Below are 24,561 nucleotides of genomic sequence, written 5' to 3'. Positions count from 1 at the left end.
TGTGATGTTTCAATAGGTTATTCACTTGGGGTGCCGATAGGCCGCACCGGAGACGGCAGGGCCTCGGTTATGAGACCCTGCCGCGTTGCAACGTTAGCGCGGCTTACGCATCAGCAGATAGGCAGCCGGAATCACGAACAGCGACAGCAACGGTGCGGTCACCATCCCGCCGAGCATCGGAGCTGCTATGCGGCTCATGACTTCAGAGCCCGTGCCGCTGCTCCAAACAATGGGTACCAGGCCCGCCAGGATGACCGCAACGGTCATCGCTTTTGGGCGCACGCGCAGCACCGCCCCTTCCCGGATCGCATCTAGCAGTTCTTCTCGCGTTGGGTTGCGCCCATCGGGGCAACGTTCCGCCAAGGCCTGCTTCAAATAGATGAGCATCACCACGCCGAACTCCGCCGCCACACCTGCCAGCGCAATGAATCCCACGCCGGTGGCGATGGACAGGTTGTAATTCAGCAGGTACAGGAACCAGATGCCCCCCGTGAGCGCGAAGGGCAAGGTCGCCATGATCAAGCCCGCTTCGTCCACACGCGCGAAGGTCAGGTACAACAGAACGAAGATGATCAACAGGGTGGCAGGCACCACAACCTTCAGGCGTGCATTGGCCCGCTCCATGTATTCGAACTGCCCGGAGTAGGTGATGCTCACACCCGGCTCCAGCTTGACCTGCTGCCCGATGGCATCGCGCAGTTCGTTGGCCACCGAGGCTAGATCACGGCCGCGCACATCGACATAGACCCAACCGGAGGGCCGTGCGTTCTCGCTCTTGAGCATGGGCGGTCCATCGGTGATCGCGATGCGTGCCACGGTCCCCAACGTGATCTGCTGACCCATCGGCGTGAAGATGGGTAGTTCTGCCAGCCGTTGTGGTGAATCACGCCATTCTCGCGCGTAGCGCAGATTGATCGGAAAGCGGGCAAGCCCCTCGACCGTTTCCGAGACGTTTTCGCCACCCACCGCGCCGGCGATGACCGCCTGGACATCGGCGATGTTCAGGCCGTAGCGACCGGCGGCTACGCGGTCGATCTGAACATCCACGTAGCGCCCGCCCGTCAAGCGCTCCGCGAGTGACGACGTCACGCCGGGAATGCCCTTGGCGACCTGCTCGACCTCTGCAGCGATGCGATCGATCACGCCCAGGTCGTTGCCGGTCACCTTCACCCCGATCGGGCTCTTGATGCCGGTAGCCAGCATATCGATGCGATTGCGGATAGGGGGAATCCAGATATTGGACAGGCCCGGGATCTTCACGGCACGATCCAGCTCTTCCACGAGCTTCTCGGGCGTCATGCCTGGACGCCATTGTTCCCTGGGCTTGAGCTTAACCGTGGTCTCGAACATCTCCAGGGGCGCCGGATCGGTCGCAGTTTCGGCCCGTCCTGCCTTGCCGAACACCTTGTCCACTTCAGGTACGGTCTTGATCATGCGGTTGCTCAGCTGCAGCAACTCCGTGGCGCGCTGCGCCGAGAGTCCCGGCAGGGCCGAGGGCATGTAGAGCAGGTCCCCTTCGTCCAACCTCGGCAGAAACTCACCGCCGAGCCGCGCCAAGGGCCAGGCCGTGGTCGCCAAGGCCAGCACGGCGATCAGCAGCGTCGCCTTGGGCCGGCGCAGTACCCACTCCAGTGCTGGCCGGTAGGCTGCAATCAGGATGCGGGTGATGGGGTTCTTCTGCTCATCCGGGATACGCCCGCGAATCCAGTAGCCCATGAGTACGGGAATCAGCGTCACTGACAGCCCTGCGGCCGCGGCCATCGCGTAGGTCTTGGTGAACGCCAGCGGGCCGAACAGCCGGCCTTCCTGCGCTTCTAGGGTGAAGACCGGGATGAACGAGAGCGTGATGATGAGCAGCGAGAAGAAGAGCGCAGGACCGACTTCCTCCGCGGCCTGTGTGATCACGTCCCACCGTTCCTTGCCCTGCAGCCGTTGATCTGGGTGCGCGTGCTGCCAAGCCTCCAGCTTCTTGTGGGCGTTCTCGATCATCACCACCGCTGCATCCACCATCGCCCCCACGGCGATGGCAATCCCCCCCAGCGACATGATGTTGGCGTTGATGCCCTGGTAGCGCATGACCAAGAACGCCGTCATCACGCCCAGAGGTAGCGAGATGATGGCCACCAGCGCAGAACGAAGATGCCAAAGGAACAGTGCGCAGACCAGCGCCACCACCAGAAACTCTTCGCCTAGCTTGGTCGTGAGATTGCGAATGGCCCGCTCGATCAGCGCGCTGCGGTCGTAGGTGGTGACGATCTCGACGCCCGGCGGCAGGCTGCCCTGCAGCTCCGCGAGCTTGGCCTTGACGGCAGCGATCGTCTCCTGGGCATTCTTGCCGGAGCGCAGCACCACCACGCCGCCGGCGACCTCGCCTTCTCCGTCGAGTTCGGCAATGCCACGCCGCATCTCCGGGCCTATCTGGAGCGTCGCAACATCCCCCAGCCGCACCGGCACACCGCCGCGTGCCGTCAAGGGGATCTCCCGGAACTCGTCCAGGGTCTTGAGGTAGCCGCTCGCGCGGACCATGTACTCCGCGCCTGACAATTCCAGGACGGAGCCGCCGGTCTCCTGGTTGGCCCCCATCAGGGCATCGCGGACTTGAGCCTGACTGAGGCCATAGGACGCCAACTTGATCGGGTCGAGCACGACCTGGTACTGCTTGACCATGCCCCCCACCGATGCCACCTCGGCCACGTTGGGCAGGCTCTTGAGTTCGAACTTCAGGAACCAGTCCTGCAACGCACGCAGTTGCGCCAGATCGTTCTTGCCCGTGCGATCCACGAGCGCGTACTGGAAGATCCAGCCGACGCCTGTGGCGTCCGGACCCAGGGCCGGCTTCGCCGTGGCGGGCAATCGGCCCTGGACCTGGTTCAGGTATTCCAGTACCCGTGAGCGGGCCCAGTACAGGTCGGTTCCGTCCTCGAACAAGACATAGACGAACGAGTCGCCAAAGAACGAGAAGCCGCGCACGGTCTTGGCCCCTGGCACCGACAGCATGGTGGTGGCCAACGGGTAGGTGACCTGGTTCTCGACGATCTGCGGCGCCTGTCCTGGGTAGTTGGTGCGAATGATGACCTGCACGTCTGACAAGTCCGGCAGCGCATCCACGGGCGTGCTGCGAACGCCCCACACGCCCCATGCCGTGAGCATGGCGGTGGCCAGCAGCACCAGGAAGCGATTGGCCACCGACCATCGAATCAGCTTGGCGATCATGGCTGCACCTTTTCGATGGCGGTGATCACGTAGCCCTCACCTTGCTTGGAGAAGGTGAATCGCACCTGCTGCCGAACCGAAAGACCCGCGGCGAGCTGCGGGCTGCTCAGCTTGAAGCCCATGGTCATGGCCGGCCATTGGAGGGCTGGCACGGCCTCGTGCGCCAGCGTCAGCTCGGTGGGCGACATCTCCTCGATCACGCCGCGCACCACGAAAGCGTTGGTGGCCGCGGCCGTTGGCGACGAGGTGCCGTGCCCGTTGTGCGGCGATGCAGGCGCGGACGCCGCGGCACCTGCAGGCAGCACGCCCCGCAGGCTGGCTTCCGAATCGATCAGGAACTGCGCCGAGGCCACCACCTGCTGTCCCGCCGCGAGCCCGCCGTTGACCACCAGTTGATCGCCTACCTCCGCGCCCACCTGGACCTCCACGGGATGGAACTTGCCGGGTCCATCGACCACATAGGCCAGTGCGCGCTTGCCGGTGCGGATGACCGCTTCGCTGGGAACAAGCAGCGCGGGCTGTTCGTTGCCTTTGAGCGCGATCTGGCCGGACATGCCGGCCTTCAGGCGCTGGCCGGGATTGGCCATTTCAAGCCGCACTCGCACCGTACGGGTGTCGCGGTTGGCTTCGGGCAGGATGCTCACGATGCGCGCCTGGAGCACTTCACCGGGAAACGCCGCCAGCCGGACCTGCGCCGTTTGGCCGACCTGCAATGGTCCGCTTTGTGCTTCGGGGACGGCCGCTTCGATCCACACCGAGGCCAAGCCATTCACCCTGGCCAGGCTTTCCCCGGCGGAAACCGTCATGCCCTGGCGCACCATCAGTTCGGCCACCAAGCCGCCTTGAGGTGTTGTGACCGTGTACAGCCCCTTGGGCTCGCCTGTGCGCTCCACCTGGGCGATCAGGGCTTGCGGCATGCCGAGCAGCAGCAGCCGTTGGCGGGCAGCTGCGGTCAACGGTGCGTCGCCCATCGCGCGAACCGAGAGAAACTCGCGCTGTGCGGCGATCCACTCCGGCAGCAATAGGTCAGCCAGCGGTGCCCCTGCTGCGATCACGTCGCCCGCAGCCCGTGCGTAGACACGCTCGACGAAGCCGGCGGTCCGCGCCTGCACGATGCTGACGTCGCGGTCGTTGAGCAGCACGGTGCCCACGACGTTCACATCTGCGCCGATCTTGCCTTGCAGGACTTCGGCTGTACGCAGCCCTAGGGCTTGCACCGCTTGCGCCGACACGCTGAGGCCCGTGCTGTCTTGCGTGTCTTCATCCGCGTACTTCGGCATCAACGGCATGTCCATGTAGGGCGACTTGCCGGGCTTGTCGAACTTCTGGGTCGGCACCATCGGGTCGTACCAATACAGCACCTTCCGCTCGGTCGGAGCGCTTGCAACGGTGACGTTGGCAGCGGGGGAGCCGCTGAGGTGGCCGGCGCGCCATTGGGCGACGCCCCATCCAACGGCAATACCGGCAGCAACCAGCGTCAAGCCGGCAAGGATGTTTCTCGAAGAGGTATTCATGGCGAGGGTCTCCACTCAGTCCGCGATCAGGCTGTTCAGTCGGGCGACGAGGCTGTCGCGCTGCGCTCCAAGGTCGATCAGACGCATGCGCGTCTCCAGCACCTGGGCGCGTGCACTGAGCACAGCGCTCAGGTCCCCCTTGGCGGATCGGTAGTTGCTCAATGCAAGTGCCGCTCGGTTCCGTACCAGTTGCAAGCCGGCGGTCTGCAGGCGGTCGATCTGGCTGTTCAACGCTTGGAGTTCGGCGGCGCTGTCGTCCAGCTCCTGCAAATGCCGCCGCGCCACGTCTTCGCGTTCGGCGTCCAGACGTTCCAACTCGTGCCGTTTTGCCTCGATCATGGGCACTTGGCGTCGATCCTTCTGCCAAGGCAGATCGAATGTCACCTGAAATGACACCATGTCGCCCCATCGGCGATCACGCCGGCTATAGGCTATCTCCCAGGCCCAATCGCCGCGGGTCTCTGATTGGGCTTCGCGGGACTCGGCCCGGGCCATGCTTTGCATCGCCGGATAGAGTTCAAGCTCCGCGTGATTCGCCAGTTCTGTGCGCAGTTGCGCGACGGGGCGAGTGAGCGGGCCTGGATCGCCTTGCAGTGCTTCGTCGGCCCTGGAGCCCACCCAGCGCCGCAACGCGGCCCTGGCCTTGGCCCGGTCCCGCTGTAGATCGTCACGGCGGTCCGTGAGTGTCAGCGCCTCCTGTTGCGCGACCAACAGATCGCCAGCCTGGGCGGTGCCGCCGGCGACGCGAGCGGGGAGACTGTCTTGCAGGCGCTGGTTCTCCGCGAGCAGTTCCGTCAGCAGTATCTCCCGTTGCTCCACCGCCTGCGCGGCGATCCACGCCAGGCTGAGTTCCTGGCGGATCTGCAATCGCTGCAAAACCAGCGCCGCGCGTTCTCGATCCACACGCGCCTGCGCGCTGGCGACCTGGGCGTCGCGCTTGGCCCAGTTGGGCACTTCCTGCATGAGCGCCAAGCGCTGCATCGTCATGGATTCGCGCGTCATGCTCCAGCGATCCATGCCGCTGATGGGGTAGTTTTCGATGCCGAGCGAGAGCTTGGGGTCGGGCAGCGAGCCTGCTGCCTTCTGCACGGATTCGGCGACGTTAACCTGCAACTGCTGCGCGCTTATGCGTGGGCTCTGCTGCTCCGCGATAAGGCGTGCCTCAGCAAAATCGAGGGCGTAGGCTACAGGCGAGACAAGCGCACTGCCCGCCAACGCGATGCTGATAGCTTTCAGACGATGCACTCGCATCGAGGCCGGCGTTGTGCCTCGGCCGTACGCCGACGGGCGCCCCTCGGGGGCGCCAAAAAAGGGAGTAAACATGGTTGTCCTCGGAATTGGTATTCACGAAATCACGTGGTCTGCCGCATCGGTGCGCGGCGAGCACGGACACATAAATCAATTCCGCAGGACTTGGAACGTGAGGTAGATCGGCGGAAAGCCCGCGCGGGGATTGGGAGGAATGTAGGTAACGTGCCGCCTGAGGGCTACCCGGTCGAGAACCAACCCGGGCAGCGAGTTGGCGAGCCACATCACGTGCGCCGCGAGAAACTGAATGTCCAGCCCCTGCCATGAAAGCGCCGACTCCCGATCGCCACTGCAATGAGCGTGGCACAACTGTGGCGCTTCGCTGTCCATGGAATCAGGCATGCCGGTGCAATCCGACATTGGCAACTTGTCAGCCTGCTGCATCGAGATCGTGGCACGCATTTGCGTGGTTTCCACAGATGCCCTCGGGTCTGGCTTGGGACAGACGTACATCGCCATCGCAACCTGCGAGAAAAGCAAGGTTACGACTAGGCCGCTGGTAATCCAGCGGCTCCATCTTGCGAGAAGGCGCCTTAAGCCGATCATGCGGACATACTATTGGAAGTTGTAGGGAGTTGAATTGATCAAGGTCAGTTTCCAGGATGAATTGATGCGTCTGGACGGCGCCTTGGCCCGAACCGGCACCCGCTGCAAATCCACCGGCAAGGGCGGGCACCGCACGTGGTTGTCATGCTTTACGCGCCTCGGCAACTCGCAAGGCTCTAAGCTCAAATCGATCAGCTACAAGATTCGTCTGTCCCGAGAGTCGCTGCAGGTGCGTAATGACCTCGTAGGGGCCATCGGCTATTGGGCGCGTGCAGATTCCGCACTGGCTAGCGGTTTCGATGCGTGATCGCGAGGAAATCCCTACGCCATATCCAGCTGCGACCCAGAGCAATAACATCTCAAAAGAACTGACATGCTGGACATTCGGCCTTTCCGTTGATGACATGGAGGACAGGTACTGGTCCAGCGAAGGAGAATATTCGGCCTTCCATCGAAACACGGAGTGCTCCTTAAGTTCGTCTATTCTGATTGACTGCTGCCGGAGCAGTGGGTATCGCAGCGGCGTGGCAAGAGCTGTCGCCTCGAACCAAATAGAAAGACTCTTCAGCGAAGAATCGCTCACCTGCTTCAGAGAAAGGCCGACGTCGAAGCGCCGTTTGTAGAGGCCCGTAATGAGATCGCTCGCCGTAACCTCATTAAATTCCATAGAAACTTCGGGCTCCTCCGCGCGCTGCAGGGCAAGCAATGCAGCTAGGTACGAAGAGGCCACACCAGGCGCTATGGCGAGCCTGAGCTGTGGGCGTGGGCTGGTGGCGTCGTGCATGAGAGGCCCCAAGAAGCGATAAGACAAGGATGGAAAGTCTTCATGATAGCTAGTTTGAGTTAAACTTAACGTGGTTAAATTGTTTGGACTGTTCGACGCTTCCAAGGATGGAGAAGCGAACTGTCCGACGAGGCCGTCCCCCAGGAACTACCACTTTCGACGCCGAGCCAGCGTTGGCATTCGGAGCGGCCGTTCGTGTCGCCCGCCTGACGCAAGGTGTTGCTCAGGAAGAACTGGCTGCGAAAGCAGGGATCGAGCGATCGCACATGGGCAAAATAGAGCGTGGGGAGCACATGCCCACTCTCGCTCTGATCTTAAGAATCGCCGCCGGACTCAAGCTCAGTGCTGCGGAACTCGTCAGCGCAGCCGAACGCAATCTTCGTGCCGCGGCGCACGATTCAGATAGGCATTGACGCTTTAGTCATCCGGAGGTCCTCGCAGACGTTCGATGAAGCGATCCAGCGAAACCGATGAGTTGCTGCTTTCTGGCCGAAGCAGATAGGTTGTGATTACCGCCGTGTCCTGCGCCAGAGGGCGAATCACCACGTCCGGCCTCTGGCTGATGGGAATCTTGGTCGCCGTCATGAAACCAATCCCATAGCCTGCGCCGACGAGCGTTAGCATCATGTCCAGCGACGACACTTCTTCGACAACGTTGAGTCTGTGTTCCAGAACCTGTAGCAGCCGATTTAGTTCTCGGCAGTAGCCTTCGCAGGCCAGTTTGTCGCACAGAACCAGTGGGTGACCCTGAAGTTCGTTCAGCGGAACTTGCTTGTGCGCAAGAAGCGAGTGCCGCGCTGGCACGGCGATCACAATCGGGTCTCGCCAGATCGGTTCAGCCACGATGCCTTCGCCAACATCCGCCGCGTGTGCAAATCCGATCGTGAAGTCGCCAGACCGTAGGCCCCGTATCTGCTCGGTCAGCGGTACCTCGGAGAGACGTATCTCGACCTCGGGCTCTTCCGCGCGGCAACGAGCTAGGAACGCCGATAGTCGTGGGTCCATCGCACCATCGGAAATTGCAATGCGCAGGCTGCCCCTCAGGCCCGCGGCAATGGCTCTGGCATTCTCACGCGCTTGCTCCAGGACAGTGAAGAGTCGGCGGGTGTCCTGCAAGAATGCCGCCCCCGCCACGGTCAGCCGTGTGCCCCTGCGGTCGCGGTCAAACAGCGTGACCCCAAGCTCATCTTCCAATTCCTTGATCGCGCGAGACAAGGGGGGTTGCTCTATATGCAGCCTCTCGGCCGCCCGCGTGAAATGCAACTCCTCTGCTAAGACGACAAAGCATCGTAGATGACGCAACTCCATAAATCGGGCTCCTCGCAAGTTCTCATTCGCGCCAGATGTCCCGTGGACGAATCACGGTGGACGGGGAGGCTGGATCCATTTCAGGGAAGTTGATGCGCTTGACATCGCAAAAACTGGCATCTTGAGCGCTCGTGGTTGCTCGTGCCGCGTCCCAAGCGCGCGCGCGCCCGATCGGGGCGCGCGTCTCTGTCACACTGTGCAGAAGCTTTGAAAAGCACCGCACACCCGCGGCGTCATCCGCCGTGCTCTTCTTGTAGCAGCGACCCGAGGCGAGCGACTTCATTGCTGGTGATCGCGATGTTGCGCCCATCCTTCGTCGACACCGAAGCTCCGACATTGAGATAGACGGCGCGCCCGAAGCGGCTTTCCTGTGCCATCTTTCCGTCCTTGAAGATGTACAGCGTTCCCCCGTCAGCCAAGGGAACCATTTCCTTGGCTGCTTGGGCTGCTGCATGACCGGCGAAGGCTGGCACGGAGAGAGCGCTCAACAGGGCGGCAATGACAATTTGCGATTTCATGATCGACTCCTTTGTAAAAACGACGACAACTTGCGCCGCGTCGTTAAATGTAAAAGCAGGCGGTCTACAGAGCGCTTACCCGTGCATTACATTCAATTCATGTGCTGTCATCTGCCGCCCATGAAGGACTAGGTTCCAGTGGGAGACAAGATGCCAAGCCATGCAACGCTCGCCAGAACCAAAACGGCCAAGGTCGCCTCCGTGAACAGACTCTGCCTAAGCTTGATGACGGCCTGTGCGCGATTGCCTGCCTTCAAAGCTGCCTCCAGGCTCGGGCTCAACCGATACCGATTGGCAGCAGCCAACGCCAGCATGCCTGCGAAAAGCAAGAGCTTTACCATCAGCAGCCGGCCATACAGCGTCGAGATGAGCGGATCAAACGATGGTCCGGCGATCAACAGGTAATTGAGAATTCCACTCACGACGAGTGCAGCCACGATCGCTGTACCTATGCGAGCAAAGCCATTCGACGTCCGACTGAGGACCGCTACCGGGTCTTGCGCGACATCCCGCTTGTGGGATGCCAGCATCAAGAACGCCACCAATGCGCCCACCCAAGCGCCCGCTGCCCAGAGGTGCGTGATATCCGACGCAAGATGGATGTAGCCGCGAACGCCGTCGTCCATCGCGCCGTGGCCTGCCCACGCAAGGGTCGCCAGCGCCACGCCGGTGGAGAGCGCCATCACTGCAAATCGCAAGGTAGCGTTCAATTTCAACATTGCGACGAGCACACACACCAACAGCGCGAGGATGCGAATGCACCAGGCGATGCCCATGTGCGTGCCCGTAATGAGCATGACGAAGACGTGCGTTGACAGCTCCGCGTAGCTCTGGGCACCGGACATGGCCTTGGCCATGACCGTCATGCCCCACATCGACAGGGCAATGCCGATGGCAGCGGATGCGCCAATGAGGACGCGATAGCGGCGCGAGATCGTCGAGGATCGCTCGTCGTTGCCCAAAGCATAGAGACCGAACATGGCGACGCCAAACGCCGCCGCCAGGTCCAGATACAGCGCCAGGCGCAGGACGATGGTCAACCAATCCCCGGCCATGGGCTTACTTCACCTTGAAGGTGACGTTACCCGAGATCGGATGCGTGTCCGAGGAGACGGCGCGCCATTCGACGCGATAGTCACCGGGCTGGAGCGCCTGTGCCGGCGTGATGACCATGGTCTTGCCGTCGCCGGCAGCCGCGACGCTGGCGTTGATCTTCGTCGGGCCATGGCTCGCCATTCCCGGCATGCCAGTCATGACAAGGCTCGCGGCGGAGAACTGCGGCACCAGCGTCTCGGAGAACTTCAGCTCGATGGTGGCTGGCGCGGAAACCTGCGACTTGTCGGCCGGCGTTGAAGACACCAGCGAAGGATGCGCGAATGCGGCGGTGGCGAACAGACCAGCAGCGATCGGCGCGACGAGCTTGGCGATGAAATGTGAACGGGTCATAGAAGTTTTTACCTGGATGTGTGAGGTGTGGTTTAAGAACGAAATGCCGAGATAAGGCTTGCACCTTCGCAACGGCGTGGAACGAAAGAAACGGTTCGCTGGGCGATAGCAGGCTCCTGTAGGTTCAGAAAGAAAATCCGGTCACAGTCGGCTCGCTCTCAGGCGCAAGGCGTTGCCAACGACGGACGCCGAACTCAGGCTCATCGCCAATGCTGCGATCAGCGGCGACAGCAGCCAGCCCGTGAGGGGATAGAGAACCCCGGCGGCGATGGGGATGCCCAGCGCGTTGTAGAGGAAGGCGAACATGAGGTTCTGCTTCATGTTGCGCACGGTACTCACCGAGAGCGTGCGAGCGACAGCGATGCCACGCAGGTCGCCCTTGACAAGCGTGACCTGGGCGCTGTTCATCGCCACGTCGGTTCCCGTTCCCATGGCGATGCCCACGTCTGCCTTCGCCAAGGCCGGCGCGTCGTTGATGCCGTCACCGGCCATGGCGACGATGCGTCCTTCTTTCTGCAGCCGCTCGATCAACATGAGCTTGTCCGCCGGCTTGACCTCACCATGCACCTCGTCGATGCCCAGGCGTGCACCGACGGCTTTGGCGGTGGTCTGCCCGTCCCCGGTGGCCATGATGACCCGCAGGCCCGCAGCCTTCAACGCGGCCAGGGCCTCGGGGGTGCTGCCCTTGACCGGATCGGATACGGCGAGCAAGCCCGCGAGCTGCCCGTCCACCGCCAGGTACATGACGCTGGCCCCTTCGCCGCGCAGAGCTTCGGCCTGGGGTACGAGCGGTTCCACCGATACGCCAGACTGTTCCATCAGCACTGTGTTGCCCAACGCCAGTTGCCGGTGCTCAACCTTTCCGCGCACGCCGATGCCGGTTCCCGATTCAAAGCTCTGAGGCTTCACGAGTTGGAGGCCCTGGGCACGCGCGGCCTGCACGATGGCGTCGGCCAGGGGGTGTTCACTGCCCTGGTCCAGGCTGGCCGCAAGACGCAGCACCTCATCGTTCGTAAAGCCGGGCGCTGCGACGACCTGATCGAAAGCAGGTCGGCCTTCGGTCAGGGTTCCTGTCTTGTCGATGACGAGGGTATCGACCTTGCGAAGATTCTCGATCGCCGCGGCATCGCGGAACAGCACGCCCTGCGTGGCGCCACGGCCCGTTGCGACCATGATCGACATCGGCGTGGCCAGACCCAGCGCGCACGGGCAGGCGATGATCAGGACGGCCACCGCATTGATCAGTCCATAGACCCAGGTGGGCTGTGGCCCGAAGAATCCCCATACAAAGAGCGTCGTGACCGCAATGGCGACGACGGCCATCACGAAGTAGCCGGCAACGACATCGGCCATGCGTTGCATCGGTGCCTTGGAACGCTGCGCCTGGGCGACCATCTGGACGATCTGCGACAGAACGGTGTCCGAGCCGATCCGCTCCGAACGCATGACCAGCGCGCCGCTGGTGTTGAGTGTGGCCCCGATGACCTTGTCGCCCACGCGCTTGCTGACGGGCAGCGGTTCGCCGGTCAGCATGGATTCGTCAATCGAGCTGCTGCCCTCGTGCACGATGCCATCCACCGGCACCTTCTCGCCGGGTCGGATGCGCAGCAGGTCGCCGACGTGCACATGGCTGAGCGGCACGTCTTCCTCGCTGCCGTCCGCATTGATGCGCCGCGCGGTCTTGGGCGCCAGCCCCAGCAGCGACTTGATGGCCGCCGAAGTCTGGGAGCGGGCCTTGAGTTCCAGCACCTGGCCGAGCAGTGTCAGCGAGATGATGACGGCGGCGGCCTCGAAATACACGCCGACCCGTCCCATGGACATGAAGGAAGCTGGAAACACTTCCGGCGCAACGGTTGCCACAACGCTGTAGATGAATGCCGCACCTGTTCCCAGGCCGATCAGTGTCCACATGTTCGGGCTGCGGTTGACCACGGACAGCCAGCCGCGGGAGAAGAAGGGCCAGCCGGCCCACAGCACGATCGGCAACGACAGCACCAACTCGACCCAGCTCTGTGTAGCCATGTCCATCAGGTGCAGCCGCTCGCCCAGCATCGCCAGCGCCAGGACCACGAGCGTCAGCGGCAAGGTCCACCAGAAGCGACGCGAGAAGTCACGCAACTCCGGGTTGTCGTCATCGAGGTCGGGCAGCAGAGGCTCCAGCGTCATCCCGCACTTGGGGCAGGTTCCCGGATGATCCTGGCGGATCTCCGGGTGCATCGGGCAGGTGTAGATGGTTCCGGGCGCGGTTGGCGATGCCGCCGGGGCCGGTGAAACTGCGGTGCTGGCATGGTGATGCGGTGCATGGCCGCTGCGTGTGCCTATGCCCGCGTCACCGCTGGCATATCGCGCCGGATCGGCGTCGAATTTGGCCTTGCATCCGGTGCTGCAAAACAAGTACGTGTTCCCCAAGTGCGTGGAGCGGTGCTGCGACGCCGCCGTGACCGCCATGCCACACACCGGATCTCGCGTCGCGGCATCGGGCTGCGTGTGGCTTGAGGACCCGCCCGCATCGTCACTTCCAGCATGGCTGGCGTGATGGTGGTGCGTATGCGGGCCGGACGTTGTGGCACCCGCGGCCATGCCTGCGTGCTCCTGTCCTGAAGACTTACTGGGTGAATTCATAGTGACAAGTGGCCTCCGCCGTTAACCGTTGGTGTCTGGTGATCGCAGCAGGCCGCAGGCGCGCAAGGAGACAAGCGCGGCGTCGCGTGCTCGCACGGTGCGAGTGCCTCGACTCATTGCTTCTGCTCCTTGGAGGCTGCGGCACCTTCCTCACCCTGACGCGCGGCATGATCGTGTCCGCCGTGGCCGTGACCACGGTGCATGAACAGGTGCATCAGCGGACAAGCCGCCAGCAGCAGGAAGGGGAGATAGCCGGCAACATGCGCCGTGTGCTCCTTGAGCAGGAAATACGCGGCGACAGCGGCGATGATGAGGAACGCCACGCCGTAGCGCGATCGCCAGAACCGGGGACGATCGCTGGGGGTCTGTGTGTGCTGATGCTGCATGGCATATCTCCACGAAGAAGGGTTGATGGATGGTCAGCGATGCGACTGATAGACCGTGCTGCTACCGCTTTTCCCGATCAGCAGCACGTCGTAGGCGTCCTTGCGTCCACCATAGGCCGGACCATCCATGCCGGGCGAACCGACCGGCATGCCCGGCGCCGCGAGGCCGATGGCCTGGGGGGCTTCGCGCAGCAAGCGTTGAATGTCCGAGGCAGGCACATGACCCTCGATGGCATAGCCGCCGATCTGCGCCGTGTGGCAAGAACCGTACTTCTGTGGGATGCCCAGCCGCGTGCGCGCTGCGGTGTTCCCGGTGTCGAGAACCTGCACATCGAAGCCTGCGCCTTGCAGGTGTGAGACCCAGTCCTTGCAGCATCCGCAGCTCGGGTCCTTCCAGACCTTGGCAATCGGTCGGCTCTGCGCCAGGCTCGGTCCTGCGAGTGCCATCACCAACAAGCCAGCGATCAATGCCTGGCGTCTCGGCACTTTGCCCTGGCTTCTGTCGTAGTGCATGTTCATAGATTGCCTCTCATCAGATGATCAAACCCGCTAGGTTCTAGAACCAGAATCGCACGCCAGCCACCCAGCGCGTCTGCTGGGCACGGCCGCCTTCGGCACGCACATAGTCCGCGGTGCGTCCGAAGCTGCCCGCCCGTTCCACGCCGATATAGGGGGCGAACTGGCGACTGAATTCATAGCGCAGGCGCAAGCCAGCAGACGCTTCGGCCAGGCCCTTGCCGATACCGCGTTCCGGGTCGTCCTTGCCATAGAACTGCAACTCGGCGCGAGGCTCCAGAATCAGTCGCTGGGTCAGCAGCAGCTCGTAGCTGCCTTCGACACGCAGCGCCGTACGTCCACCACTTCCCACGTAGCCCGTCGCCTCCAGCTCGAACCAGTAGGGGGCGAGGCCCTGGATGCCGAAAGCCAACCATTGACGGCTCGGGCCTTCTCCGTTATCCACCCGAACGCCGAGCTGGGTGTCCCAGTACGGTGCGACGGCGTGCCCCCAGAGAAGCTCGGTACGCGATTCTTCGAGCTTTCCTTTGGCGATATCGCCTTCGGCCTTCACGACGGCCTTGTTGTAGGTCGTCCCATACCACGCCTGGAGGTCGTAGGCCGTGGAATCGTCCCCTTTGCGCGTGAAGCGGCGTTCCAGGGTTTCGCCGCGCAACGAAAAGAACCTGTGTTCGTCGGCCAGCATCAGCCGCGGCACACCGGGTACGGCGTAGTCGCCCGATCCCAATGTCAGGCCATTGGAGTAGCCGTGCGGATCGCGGGCGTCAGGAGGCGCCGACCCGCCCTGCATCTGCATGTTGCCGTGATCCATGGCCGGGGCCGCGGTCGAGCCGCTCGCCGATGTCGCGTGACCCGCGTGCGGGTCGGCGGCAGGAGCCACGGTCTGAGTGGATGGCGCGGCCGTTTGAGCGTCGGCCTGGCCGTGCGCTGCATGGTCGTTCTGTGCTTGTGCCTGGGCGGCGACGCTTACCAGGGCCAGAAGCGTCGTGGCCAGTGCGCGAGTGGGGAGTGCTTTGGACATTCTTGGTCTTCCTTGTGCGCTGGGTTCAAGACACCACGACTTCGCGGAACATGCCGGCATCCATGTGGAACATCAGGTGGCAGTGCCACGCCCAGCGGCCGAGCGCGTCGGCTGTCACCAGGAAGCTGATGCGTTGTGCTGGCTGCACCGGCAGGGTGTGGCGGCGCGCAAGGAAGCGACCGTCGGGGCTTTCCAGCTCGCTCCACATGCCGTGCAGGTGCATGGGATGGGTCATCATGGTGTCGTTGTGCAGAATGACCCGCAGCCGCTCGCCGTGTTTGAAGTGCACCGGCGTGGACTTTCCGAACTCCAGCCCGTCCAGGGACCATGCGTAGCGTTCCATGTTGCCCGTGAGGTGCAGTTCGACCTCCCGGCCGGGGCCTCTCTTGTCCAGCGGCCCCGACGGGGTATGCAGATCCGCGAGGGTCAACACGCGCCGACCGTTGTTGCGCAGTCCGATGCCGGGGTCATCGAGGTTGGTGCGCGCCATGTCAACGCGCATGTCCGTGCTGGCACCATACTCGGTGCGAGCGTGGCGAGCAGTAGTGCTGGGCACGGCCAGTCCCCCCGCCGCCGCGGCGTGTTGGCTGTGATCCATCGCCATGCCACCGTGGTTCATGGCGCCGTGATTCATGCCTGCCATCGCCCCATGATCCATCCCGGACATCGAACCCGAGCCCATCCCGGTCATCCCGGTCATGCCCGTCATGCCCGTCATCCCGGTCATCCCGGTCATCCCGGTCATCTCCATGGCCTGGCCGGACCCGCCATGGTCCATGCCCCCCATCATGCCGCCCATCATGTCGTTCATGGTCAGCCATTCGACCGGATCGAGGGCAGGCACGGGAGCTTGAAGACCTTCACGCACGGCCAGCGTGGCACGCGCGTAGCCTGTCCGGTCCATCGCCTGGGCGAAGATCGTGTAAGCGTCATCCCGTGGCTGGACGATCACGTCGACGGTTTCGCCAGGACCGAATCGGAACTCATCGACGGTCACCGGCTCCACGTCAACACCATCGACGTGCACCACCGTGAGTTTCAGTCCTGGAATGCGTACGTCGTAGAAGGTGTTGCCCGCACCGTTGACCATGCGCAGCCGCACGCGCTCACCCGGTCGGAACAGCGCCGTCCAATTGCCGGCGGGGGTGACGCCGTTGGCCAGATAGGTCAGCGTGGCGGCAGACAGATCTGCGAGATCCGTCGGATTCATCCGCATCTCGTTCCACATCTTGCGCTTGTCGATCGCAGCGGCCGTGCCTTCGCGCGAGGCGTCCCGGAAGAAGTCGAAGACGGTAGGTTGGTTGTAGTTGTAATAGTCGCTTTGGGACTTGAGCTTGGTGAACACCCGCATCGGGTCTTCGTCGGTCCAATCCGAGAACAGCAGCACGTGGTCACGGTCGGCGTGGATGGTCTCGGCGCCAGCGGGGTCGATGATGATCGCCCCGTACATGCCCGTGAGTTCCTGGAAGCCGGAGTGCGAGTGGTACCAGTAGGAGCCGCTCTGCTGAACCTTGAAGCGGTACGTGAAGGTCTCGCCGGGAGCGATGCCATTGAAGCTGATGCCCGGTACGCCATCCATCTGATACGGCAGGATGATCCCGTGCCAGTGAATGGATGTGGCTTCACGCAGCTTGTTGGTTACACGGATTGTGACGGTGTCACCCTCGCGCCAACGCAATGTCGGTGCCGGCAGCGAGCCGTTGATGGTCGTAGCCACGCCTGGCTTGCCCGTGAAGTTCACGGGCGATTCGGCGATCACCAAGTCGAACTCGGTGCCCTTCAGCACAGGGGCGGCACCGCGCGTCGCGGAGCCTTGCTGGGCAAATGCCTTGAACGCCGGCGTGGACAGCCCAGCGAGAACGCCGCCGGCGGCTAACCCTTGGACGAAACGCCGACGAGAAAGGCCCTGTGTGGGCACGATAAAAAAGGGTGAACGAGGCGGCATGGCCTGAAATCCTCCATAGATGACTCGGAAGTCGTTCTAAACGCCACCCCATCCTGAGCGGCACAGTTCGACGCAATGCAGGTCATGCTATGGGTTGGGCACTTTCCATCGAATGACCCCTGAATTACATTCATGTAATGTTCGTGTCATGTTCGTGGAAGCTGGCAACCAGTAAATTGCTGATTGAAGGTGGATGAATGCGTACATCGTGAGCGGCTATTTTTCCGCGCCGTAGCGATTTCATGGGACATGCGATGAAACTGCTGGTCGTTGAAGACGAGAACAAGACGGCGGATTACGTCCGCCAAGGTCTCATGGAGGCGGGATTCGTCGTGGATCTGGCGCGCAACGGATTGGACGGACACCACCTGGCCATGGGCGAGACATACGATCTGGTGGTCTTGGATGTCATGCTGCCGGATGTCGATGGCTGGCGCATCGTGCGTGCCCTTCGAGATGCCGGTAAACAGGTCCCTGTGCTCTTTCTGACGGCGCGTGGCGGTGTAGACGACCGTGTCAAGGGATTGGAACTGGGAGCGGACGACTACCTCGTCAAGCCATTCGCGTTCTCTGAGTTGCTGGCGCGGGTGCGGACGCTGCTGCGACGCGGAAGCGCTCCGAGCCAGCCTGATCGCATCCAGGTTGCCGATTTGGTACTGGACTTGGCGCGCCGGCGCGCAACGCGCGCTGGCCAACGCATCAATCTCACCAGCAAGGAGTTCGCGTTGCTTGAGCTTCTGGCCCGTCGCCAGGGGGAGGTCCTTCCACGTTCTCTGATCGCGTCGCAGGTGTGGGACATGAATTTCGACAGCGACAGCAACGTCATCGATGTAGCCATCCGCCGTCTACGCGCGAAGATAGACGATGCGTTCAATCCGAAGCTCATCCACACCGTGCGTGGAATGGGATACACGCTCGATGCGCCCGATGATGCCCCTGCGCCATAAGCCGCGGCAAAGCCGTCCAGCGTCGCTTGCATTGAGGGTCACGGCCCTCGTTGGTATCGCCACGACCTTGGTGTTTCTTGTGTTCAATTGGGTCATTCTCCGGTCGTTGGAGCACCACTTTGCTCAACAGGATGCCCACGAACTGGAGGCAGTGACAACCGCTTTGGCTCAGCCCGTGCACCAGCTTGCAAGTGACATCGCAAGCGACGAACTGAAGCAACACTTGGCCAACGCAGTCGCAGGACATCATGGGATGACGTACGGCGTCTACGATGGGGCTGGCAATAGCATCTATGCCACGCCCGGTCCTGACCTGTCTAAACTTGCCAGTAGCAAAAAGTTGGTCAACCGCATCACCGCTGACGATTTGATCGTGTGGCAGGAGGATCAGAGGTCATATCGAGGTGTGGTGATACAACTGCCTGCTGACGATTCAGCGGCGCCCGGCTACCGCATCGTCGCCGCCATGGACATCGGCTTTCATCTCGACTTCCTGGCGGAGTTCAAGCGCATGCTCTGGTGGGCAACCGGCTTGGTCATGTGTCTGGCGCTCGGTGTGGCTTGGCTGGCGGTGCAGTGGGGCCACCTGCCGATTCGCAAGGTCAATGAAGAGATTCGGGCGATTCGCTCTTCAAAGCTGGATGTGAGGCTGGATCCTCGGGATGTGCCGATCGAACTGGCGGAACTGGTATTCGCCTTCAACGATATGTTGGCGAGAATCGAGGAAGGCTTCACCCGGCTATCACACTTTTCCGCAGACATCGCGCACGAGTTGCGCACGCCCGTCACCAACCTGGTCACGCAGACTCACGTGGCGCTTGGCCAGCCGCGCAGCAACGAGGAATACAGAGAAATCCTCTATTCAAATTTGGAAGAGTTTGATCGGATGGGACGCATGATTGGTGACATGCTGTTTCTTGCCCAAACGGAAAATGATCCCCGCAACTTGCGTCTGTCTACCATTGATCTGTCCGAATTGGTGCGGAGTCTGTTCGACTATTTCGAGGCGCTGGCAGAAGATAGCGGCATTACGCTTGGTGTTAAAGGGGCGATCGGCAGCATAGCGGCGGATCGGGAAATGCTCACCCGGGCGCTGAACAATCTTCTCTCGAATGCAATTCGACACACGCCTCGCGGCAAGAGCATCACGGTCTTGCTTTCGCAGGATGAGCAGTGGACAACGATCAGTGTGGTCAATCCCGGTGAGAGAATTCCTGAGCGCGATCTACCAAAGCTCTTCAACCGCTTCTACCGAGTTGATCCGGCACGGCAACGAAATACGGCGGGCGCCGGTCTTGGCCTTGCCATCGTGAAATCGATTGCGGAGGCACATGGTGGCTCCGTTGCCGTGACCTCCAGTGAGCTTGTCACCAGGTTTGACTTGGTATTGCCCCATCTGCGGCAGTAGTCCGAGGGCGCTGCGGTCCGTCCAGCCAACTGGCGTATCTCTTTGCCTGATTCTGGGATCTACCCGGCCGGCCACGTTGCTACGCGAGCGGGACATTTTTTCTCCGTGACTGCCACGTGCCCAGTCCTAGCGGCAGGCGCCGACATCATGCGCTTGTGTATCCCATCGCTACGTCCACACCGCACGCGAGGGCCTTTGCTCGGCCGCGATCCGGTCACAGTTCCGGACACCGTTCGTAGATAGCCTCCGATCGGTGCCGAACGTCTGCCTGCTCGGCACATCTGTCGCGCGCTCACTTGGCGGTGTGCGCTGAGCCCCTGAGGTGAGCTGGTCTGCTGGTTCGCTGCGCGGGGTATGTACCCCGTAGCTGGGTACAGAGAGTCTTTTTGATCAAGATCAAGGTACTGCCTTCACCTCAGCTCTATGCTGAGCTTAACAAGCCACATTTGGCACGGGTCGATCATGCTCAGAAACTATCGAGGACTTTTTAGCGGGGCCATGGAAATCTCCGGTGTTCAGCCCCATTCTTCTGGCATACCTGTTTTATGGATGGGCCTGATCAGCGCCCTGCACGGCACTCGAATGCGGGAATCTCGCCAATCGACAAGGGTCAACTTCACGAAGGAGCATCGCCATGAATATTCCGCCCGATCGAAGTAAGAGCACAGGAAACGGCCCGAACTGGTCTCGCATCAACCAGTGGCTGCTGTGGCTCGGCCTCGCCGCCGCCGTTGCCTGGATGTTCTACCGCCACAACGCCCATCTTCTGCAACTGCTTCCCTTCCTCTTCATCCTCGCCTGTCCGTTGATGCACATCTTCGGCCATGGCAGTCACGGCGCACATGGCGGTCATGACCATCAAGATCAGCCGCCTCGGGGCGATGAAGGGGGTTCGCCTGCGCGCCAATCAGACGACCGGAGCCGCCCGAAATCCGTCGACCAGTCCGGGCACCACCACTGAAACCACCGGAGCATCATCATGGAAACCATCGAACTCAAGGTTGCCGGCATGACCTGCGCCTCCTGCGCGAACTCGGTCAGCAAGGCGCTCAAGCGCGTAGCTGGTGTGCAAGACGTGCATGTCGATCTCGCTCGCGGCGCAGCGAGTGTCACCGGCGACCAGACGGCCCAGAAGACGCCTGAGCTGATCGCGGCCTTAGCTGCCGCGGGCTACGAGGCATCCGCTGATTCCTCGCCGGGCATTGCGGCGGGTGCCGGTGCCTCCCATGCGCCGGCCGCTGCCCGTTCAAAGGGGCATGGCGGCTGCTGCTGCCGCTGATCGACGCCATGGACGCACGCACGAACTCCCAGGGTATCGCCGCCGCACCGCTTGGACTCTTTGCTGCCTACTGGGGCGACATGCTGTGGCGGACCGTCGCGTCCGGCGAAGCGCTGAGACAGCGCGCCAACAACATGACCGAACACGAAGCGGCGGGTATGCCGCCGCTGCTCCACTTCGAGTCAGAGCAGGTGGCTGACGGCCACGACTTGCAACCGGCGAGCAACTACCGGCTCCTGCGTGTCACTCGCTGTGGCACCGACGCCTTGGAGAAGCATGTGCGCAAAGGCGCCGCGCCGGTGCTGGTGGTCGATCCACGCGCCGGCCACGGCCCTGGCATTGGCGGCTTCAAACGCGATTCTGAAGTTGGCATGGCACTGCTCGAAGGCCATCCCGTGTACTTCGTAGTGTTCGATCCGGAGCCCGTCGAGGGCCAGACCATGGGCGCAGTCGTCCAGACCCTGGCCACATTCATCGACATGGTGGCCAAGCGCCACCGAGGCAAGGCCCCGATCGTCTACGGCAACTGCCAAGGCGGTTGGGCGATCACGCTGGCGCTGTCGCACTGCGAGCACCGTGCCGCCTTGGCAGTGCTCAATGGCTCGCCGCTGTCGTACTGGGCAGGCGAGAGAGGCATCAACCCCATGCGGCTGCTCGGTGGGTTCACGGGCGGCATCTGGCCGGCGCACTGGGCGTCGGACCTCGGCGCCGGGCGATTCGACGGTGCCTGGCTGGTCCAGAACTTCGAGGCGTTGCGGCCCGAGGGCGTGTTCAAGAAATACGACACGCTCTTCGCGCAGCCGGAGACTGAGCGCGATCGCTTCCTGGAGTTCGAGCGTTGGTGGAATGGCTTCTACCAGCTTGCCCGCGAGGAAATGTTGTCGATCGCAGGCGATCTTTTCGTAGGTAATCACCTGGAGAGCGGCGAGGTCGTGGTCGATGGCCACTGCCGCGCGGATCTCAGCCGCATTGGCGCACCGCTGGTGGTCTTTTGCTCCAACGGCGACAACATCACACCGCCCCACCAGGCGCTCGGCTGGCTCAAAGCGGTATATCCGACGACCGCAGACCTGGTGGCGGCGGGCCAGCGCGTGGTGTACCTGCTGCACCAACATGTTGGCCACCTTGGCATCTTCGTCTCCGCGGGGGTGGCGCGACGCGAGCACCGCGCCATCTTGCATCATGCCGAATCGATCCAGGCACTCAAGCCTGGACTCTACGAGATGGTTCTGGAGGACAGCGCCTCTTCGGAGTCGGCCGCCGCTGCGCAGTTCCAGCCGCGGCGGCTGGAAGACCTGCCTTACGACGCCAACCCGGCGGGGTTCGACAAGGTCGAAGCACTCTCGGAGATCACCGAGCGCTTCTATTCGCAGTGGGTGTCGCCGTGGGTCCGCTTCGCCGTCACCCCCGACTCGGCTCGTGAACTTCGCGCGCTGCACCCCATGCGCGTCAGTCGCAAGGTCTGGTCCGAGCAGGTGACCCCGGCCCTGGCGCTGCTGCCATGGGTGCAACGATGGCTTGAGCAGTGGAGTGCGCAGGATCCCCATCGGGTCGAAAATCCTTGGTATCAGCTTGAGCGAACTGGTGCAGACGCGATTGGGCAGGCCATGGAATCATGGCGCAAGAGCCGGGACCTGTGGGCTGAGCTTGTGTTCGAGCAGGCCTATGCCAACTGAACGACCCTCCACTGTGGCTGCAAAAAGAGACGCTCACGGGTCGCAAGCAGCACGCTCCTTGTCGGAGGCGATGCGCCTGCCACGGCCGATTTCGCTTTTCAGCGTCGTCCAGGCACGGATCAAAGTTGGATTCTCCCGTATCACCACGCCAGCAACGGCGCTACAGCATCGGAAGCATGGGCCTGATCGGCGGCCTCGCGTGCTGCTAGCGCCGAGCGAAACTTGGCAATTCGATCTGATGAACGTTGCCAATGGCGGCGACGTCGGCACTGACCGGCGCTGACGGAGCTCCGACATGCGCGTCCTCGCCATCAATGCCGGCAGTGCGACCCTGAAGTTCGGAGTTTTCGAGTCGGCTCGTACCTTGCCATTGATCGACTCGGCGATTGATCATCCTGCGGTGGATGCTGCGACCTTCGAGGAGATCGAGCGGCACTTGCACAGGGCGGGTGTCACAACGCTCGATGGCATTGGTCACCGCGTCGCACACGGTGGCCCACTGTTGAGCAACGCGGTGCTCGTGGATGAAGAAGTCGAACGCGAGATCGGCAAGGCTTCGGCTCTGGCGCCGCATCACAATCCTGCCGCATTGGCCGGCATACGCCTGACCCGTGAGCGTTGGCCCGGCGTGCGCCACGTCGCGGTCTTCGACACCGCTTTCCATGACGACATGCCCGAATACGCCCATTCCTATGCTGTTCCGCCATCGTGGCGCGCGGCAGGGGTACGGAGATACGGCTTCCATGGCCTGTCCCACCAGGGTGTACTGGCCGCCGTCAGCACCGAGCTGAAACGGCCGCCGTCAGAACTTCGTATCGTGAGCTGCCACATTGGAAGCGGCGCCAGCGTCTGCGCGATCGATCGCGGAAGGTCGGTCGATACATCTATGGGAATGACCGCGCTTGAAGGTCTTGTGATGGGCACGCGCTGTGGAGACCTCGACCCTGGCGTACCCGGCTTCGTCGCACGCGCACTGGGTTTGACGTTGGCGCAGATCGAGGCGGCGCTTTACAGCGACAGTGGACTCAAAGGATTGTCGGGTGAGAGTTCGGACCTGCGGATTGTGGAGAAGCGCGCGGGAGAAGGAGTCGGAGCCGCCCAACTGGCAATGCAGGTTCACGCGTACCGCGTGCGCAAATACATCGGCGCCTACGCCGCCGCGATGGGCGGTTGCGATGCTGTGGCCTTCACTGGCGGAGCTGGAGAAAATTCGGCCGCGTTGCGTCGGCGCATCGTTGATGGCCTGGAGTTCATCGGCCTGGAACTAGACGAAGAGCGCAATCGCGCCTACTCGCCCAACACTGAAGTCGCCCAGTTGCAGTCATCCCGATCCGCCGTCGCCGTGCTGGTGGTTCAAGCACGCGAGCAGTTAGCGATCGCGCGTGAGACGTTCCGAGCGCTGAATGACCAGGCAAGTGGTTTGGTATAGGCAATGAACTGGGACAAGACCACGATAAGTCTTCCTCCGGGCCGGGAGCCACGCCCGTTGATGCTCGCGCCGATGATGGTCCAGTTGCCCATCCAACCGCACGTTGAAGGAAGAAACGGAGCGGTTCAGACACCGGGCCCTTGACCCATGTGCAGCACCTGGGTTCAAACTCGCTCGAAAGTGAAGGGATTCAAGACAACCTTGCTGGAGGATGGTGATGCAACTCATTGAATGCGCCAAGGCGGCAGGCGTCACACCGGACACGTTGCGTCACTACCTTCGGGTGGGGCTTGTGGTGCCCGATGGCCGGGGCACGAACGGCTACCGCGCATTCTCGGATCGAAGCGTCACCCGGGTTCGTTTCATACGCAATGCATTGGCCCTCGGCTTCACGCTCAAGGACGCTGCAGAGTTTGTCGAGATGAGCCAGCGCGGTGCATCGCCTTGTCCGCGCGCGCGGGCGCTGCTGAGCGAACGGCTTGACGAGCAGGCCCGGCGGCTGAAGGAGGCGACAGATTTGCATCGCCGCATGCAGCAGGCAGAGCGCGACTGGAAGCGGCTGCCGGACGGCGTCCCGGATGGCCATTCCGTCTGCGGTTTGATCGAAGGAGCGGATGCGGACGTTCAGCGCAATTCGGTGCGCGCGAAGTCCCGTCGTGTACGCGCATGAATCGCTCTGATCATCGTCGACATTC

Annotated in this window: 22 protein-coding genes; 8 read left to right on the top strand and 14 right to left on the bottom strand. The window is 62.5% G+C overall.

The window, feature by feature from the left end; translation table 11 throughout:
- Positions 1–93: 93 nt before the first annotated feature.
- The 5 genes from ACM14_RS20185 to ACM14_RS20165 all read right to left on the bottom strand — a co-directional run bounded on the left by ACM14_RS20185 (position 94) and on the right by ACM14_RS20165 (position 7,365).
- Complete coding sequence (locus tag ACM14_RS20185; RefSeq protein ID WP_006226248.1) at positions 94–3,213, bottom strand: efflux RND transporter permease subunit; 3,120 nt, start codon at positions 3,211–3,213, stop codon at positions 94–96.
- A complete protein-coding gene (locus ACM14_RS20180) occupies positions 3,210–4,727 on the bottom strand; it encodes an efflux RND transporter periplasmic adaptor subunit (RefSeq protein ID WP_006226247.1) in 1,518 nt (505 codons plus the stop codon). Before ACM14_RS20180 ends, ACM14_RS20185 begins: the two co-directional genes overlap by 4 nt.
- 15 nt (positions 4,728–4,742) lie before the next feature.
- On the bottom strand, positions 4,743–6,050 hold the full coding sequence (locus ACM14_RS20175; RefSeq protein WP_175403290.1) for a TolC family protein: 1,308 nt from the start codon (positions 6,048–6,050) through the stop codon (positions 4,743–4,745).
- A 75-nt stretch (positions 6,051–6,125) separates the two neighbouring features.
- A complete protein-coding gene (locus ACM14_RS20170) occupies positions 6,126–6,437 on the bottom strand; it encodes a hypothetical protein (RefSeq protein ID WP_006226245.1) in 312 nt (103 codons plus the stop codon).
- Between the two features lie 286 nt (positions 6,438–6,723).
- Positions 6,724–7,365: a LysR substrate-binding domain-containing protein gene (locus ACM14_RS20165; RefSeq protein WP_023657317.1), complete on the bottom strand. Its 642-nt coding sequence runs from the start codon at positions 7,363–7,365 to the stop codon at positions 6,724–6,726.
- Positions 7,366–7,472: 107 nt separating this feature from the next.
- Between ACM14_RS20165 and ACM14_RS30840 the strand changes: the two genes are divergently transcribed.
- Positions 7,473–7,778 carry a helix-turn-helix domain-containing protein gene (locus ACM14_RS30840; RefSeq protein WP_003097526.1) on the top strand — a complete coding sequence of 102 codons (306 nt, stop codon included), beginning with the start codon at positions 7,473–7,475 and terminating at the stop codon, positions 7,776–7,778.
- Positions 7,779–7,782: 4 nt separating this feature from the next.
- On the opposite strand, the gene ACM14_RS20160 is transcribed toward ACM14_RS30840, so the two are convergent.
- From ACM14_RS20160 to ACM14_RS20120, 9 genes are all read right to left on the bottom strand, one after another.
- Positions 7,783–8,673: a LysR family transcriptional regulator gene (locus ACM14_RS20160; RefSeq protein WP_003097524.1), complete on the bottom strand. Its 891-nt coding sequence runs from the start codon at positions 8,671–8,673 to the stop codon at positions 7,783–7,785.
- A 233-nt stretch (positions 8,674–8,906) separates the two neighbouring features.
- A complete protein-coding gene (locus ACM14_RS20155) occupies positions 8,907–9,191 on the bottom strand; it encodes a CopK family periplasmic copper-binding protein (protein WP_023093267.1) in 285 nt (94 codons plus the stop codon).
- 128 nt (positions 9,192–9,319) lie between these two features.
- Positions 9,320–10,246, bottom strand: a complete 927-nt coding sequence (gene copD, locus ACM14_RS20150; protein ID WP_023093268.1) for a copper homeostasis membrane protein CopD — start codon at positions 10,244–10,246, stop codon at positions 9,320–9,322.
- 4 nt (positions 10,247–10,250) lie between these two features.
- Positions 10,251–10,637 carry a copper homeostasis periplasmic binding protein CopC gene (gene copC / locus ACM14_RS20145; RefSeq protein WP_023093269.1) on the bottom strand — a complete coding sequence of 129 codons (387 nt, stop codon included), beginning with the start codon at positions 10,635–10,637 and terminating at the stop codon, positions 10,251–10,253.
- 141 nt (positions 10,638–10,778) lie between these two features.
- Positions 10,779–13,085, bottom strand: coding sequence for a heavy metal translocating P-type ATPase (locus tag ACM14_RS20140; RefSeq protein ID WP_196693534.1), 2,307 nt, complete (start codon positions 13,083–13,085; stop codon positions 10,779–10,781).
- Positions 13,086–13,372: 287 nt separating this feature from the next.
- Positions 13,373–13,645, bottom strand: a complete 273-nt coding sequence (locus tag ACM14_RS20135; RefSeq protein WP_006226242.1) for a DUF2933 domain-containing protein — start codon at positions 13,643–13,645, stop codon at positions 13,373–13,375.
- A 33-nt stretch (positions 13,646–13,678) separates the two neighbouring features.
- Positions 13,679–14,164, bottom strand: coding sequence for a DUF411 domain-containing protein (locus ACM14_RS20130; protein WP_023087259.1), 486 nt, complete (start codon positions 14,162–14,164; stop codon positions 13,679–13,681).
- A 37-nt stretch (positions 14,165–14,201) separates the two neighbouring features.
- Entirely contained in the window at positions 14,202–15,182 is a 981-nt protein-coding gene (locus ACM14_RS20125) for a copper resistance protein B (protein WP_005408883.1), read from the bottom strand.
- 25 nt (positions 15,183–15,207) lie between these two features.
- Positions 15,208–17,127, bottom strand: coding sequence for a copper resistance system multicopper oxidase (locus ACM14_RS20120; protein WP_016852800.1), 1,920 nt, complete (start codon positions 17,125–17,127; stop codon positions 15,208–15,210).
- A 254-nt stretch (positions 17,128–17,381) separates the two neighbouring features.
- On the opposite strand from ACM14_RS20120, the gene ACM14_RS20115 reads away from it, so the two are divergent.
- From ACM14_RS20115 to ACM14_RS20085, 7 genes are all read left to right on the top strand, one after another.
- The gene (locus ACM14_RS20115) at positions 17,382–18,074 is read left to right on the top strand and encodes a heavy metal response regulator transcription factor (protein ID WP_003097513.1); all 693 of its coding nucleotides are present in this window, start codon (positions 17,382–17,384) and stop codon (positions 18,072–18,074) included.
- The gene (locus ACM14_RS20110; RefSeq protein ID WP_006226053.1) at positions 18,046–19,482 is read left to right on the top strand and encodes a Cu(+)/Ag(+) sensor histidine kinase; all 1,437 of its coding nucleotides are present in this window, start codon (positions 18,046–18,048) and stop codon (positions 19,480–19,482) included. Before ACM14_RS20115 ends, ACM14_RS20110 begins: the two co-directional genes overlap by 29 nt.
- A 634-nt stretch (positions 19,483–20,116) precedes the next feature.
- Positions 20,117–20,443: a DUF2933 domain-containing protein gene (locus tag ACM14_RS20105; protein WP_003090285.1), complete on the top strand. Its 327-nt coding sequence runs from the start codon at positions 20,117–20,119 to the stop codon at positions 20,441–20,443.
- An 18-nt stretch (positions 20,444–20,461) separates the two neighbouring features.
- A complete protein-coding gene (locus tag ACM14_RS20100) occupies positions 20,462–20,761 on the top strand; it encodes a heavy-metal-associated domain-containing protein (RefSeq protein WP_003090284.1) in 300 nt (99 codons plus the stop codon).
- 8 nt (positions 20,762–20,769) lie between these two features.
- Positions 20,770–22,437: a DUF3141 domain-containing protein gene (locus ACM14_RS20095; RefSeq protein WP_003090283.1), complete on the top strand. Its 1,668-nt coding sequence runs from the start codon at positions 20,770–20,772 to the stop codon at positions 22,435–22,437.
- A gap of 295 nt (positions 22,438–22,732) precedes the next feature.
- Positions 22,733–23,866: an acetate/propionate family kinase gene (locus ACM14_RS20090; protein ID WP_006226052.1), complete on the top strand. Its 1,134-nt coding sequence runs from the start codon at positions 22,733–22,735 to the stop codon at positions 23,864–23,866.
- Positions 23,867–24,083: 217 nt separating this feature from the next.
- Entirely contained in the window at positions 24,084–24,536 is a 453-nt protein-coding gene (locus ACM14_RS20085; protein WP_016852803.1) for a MerR family transcriptional regulator, read from the top strand.
- The last annotated feature ends 25 nt before the right edge of the window (positions 24,537–24,561 follow it).

The organism is Delftia sp. JD2 (assembly GCF_001682645.1).
In the GTDB taxonomy this organism is placed as follows: Bacteria; Pseudomonadota; Gammaproteobacteria; order Burkholderiales; family Burkholderiaceae_C; genus Comamonas; species Comamonas acidovorans.
The sequence above is the reverse complement of the archived record's forward strand: the minus strand, read 5'-3'. Positions and strand labels throughout refer to the sequence as shown.

Coding starts and splice junctions, on each gene's coding strand:
- ACM14_RS20185 (WP_006226248.1), bottom strand. CDS start 3,213: ATGATCGCCAAGCTGATTCGATGGTCGGTGGCCAATCGCTTCCTGGTG.
- ACM14_RS20180 (WP_006226247.1), bottom strand. CDS start 4,727: ATGAATACCTCTTCGAGAAACATCCTTGCCGGCTTGACGCTGGTTGCT.
- ACM14_RS20175 (WP_175403290.1), bottom strand. CDS start 6,050: ATGTTTACTCCCTTTTTTGGCGCCCCCGAGGGGCGCCCGTCGGCGTAC.
- ACM14_RS20170 (WP_006226245.1), bottom strand. CDS start 6,437: ATGCGTGCCACGATCTCGATGCAGCAGGCTGACAAGTTGCCAATGTCG.
- ACM14_RS20165 (WP_023657317.1), bottom strand. CDS start 7,365: ATGCACGACGCCACCAGCCCACGCCCACAGCTCAGGCTCGCCATAGCG.
- ACM14_RS30840 (WP_003097526.1), top strand. CDS start 7,473: ATGGAGAAGCGAACTGTCCGACGAGGCCGTCCCCCAGGAACTACCACT.
- ACM14_RS20160 (WP_003097524.1), bottom strand. CDS start 8,673: ATGGAGTTGCGTCATCTACGATGCTTTGTCGTCTTAGCAGAGGAGTTG.
- ACM14_RS20155 (WP_023093267.1), bottom strand. CDS start 9,191: ATGAAATCGCAAATTGTCATTGCCGCCCTGTTGAGCGCTCTCTCCGTG.
- copD (WP_023093268.1), bottom strand. CDS start 10,246: ATGGCCGGGGATTGGTTGACCATCGTCCTGCGCCTGGCGCTGTATCTG.
- copC (WP_023093269.1), bottom strand. CDS start 10,637: ATGACCCGTTCACATTTCATCGCCAAGCTCGTCGCGCCGATCGCTGCT.
- ACM14_RS20140 (WP_196693534.1), bottom strand. CDS start 13,085: ATGGCGGTCACGGCGGCGTCGCAGCACCGCTCCACGCACTTGGGGAAC.
- ACM14_RS20135 (WP_006226242.1), bottom strand. CDS start 13,645: ATGCAGCATCAGCACACACAGACCCCCAGCGATCGTCCCCGGTTCTGG.
- ACM14_RS20130 (WP_023087259.1), bottom strand. CDS start 14,164: ATGAACATGCACTACGACAGAAGCCAGGGCAAAGTGCCGAGACGCCAG.
- ACM14_RS20125 (WP_005408883.1), bottom strand. CDS start 15,182: ATGTCCAAAGCACTCCCCACTCGCGCACTGGCCACGACGCTTCTGGCC.
- ACM14_RS20120 (WP_016852800.1), bottom strand. CDS start 17,127: ATGCCGCCTCGTTCACCCTTTTTTATCGTGCCCACACAGGGCCTTTCT.
- ACM14_RS20115 (WP_003097513.1), top strand. CDS start 17,382: ATGAAACTGCTGGTCGTTGAAGACGAGAACAAGACGGCGGATTACGTC.
- ACM14_RS20110 (WP_006226053.1), top strand. CDS start 18,046: ATGCGCCCGATGATGCCCCTGCGCCATAAGCCGCGGCAAAGCCGTCCA.
- ACM14_RS20105 (WP_003090285.1), top strand. CDS start 20,117: ATGAATATTCCGCCCGATCGAAGTAAGAGCACAGGAAACGGCCCGAAC.
- ACM14_RS20100 (WP_003090284.1), top strand. CDS start 20,462: ATGGAAACCATCGAACTCAAGGTTGCCGGCATGACCTGCGCCTCCTGC.
- ACM14_RS20095 (WP_003090283.1), top strand. CDS start 20,770: ATGGACGCACGCACGAACTCCCAGGGTATCGCCGCCGCACCGCTTGGA.
- ACM14_RS20090 (WP_006226052.1), top strand. CDS start 22,733: ATGCGCGTCCTCGCCATCAATGCCGGCAGTGCGACCCTGAAGTTCGGA.
- ACM14_RS20085 (WP_016852803.1), top strand. CDS start 24,084: ATGCAACTCATTGAATGCGCCAAGGCGGCAGGCGTCACACCGGACACG.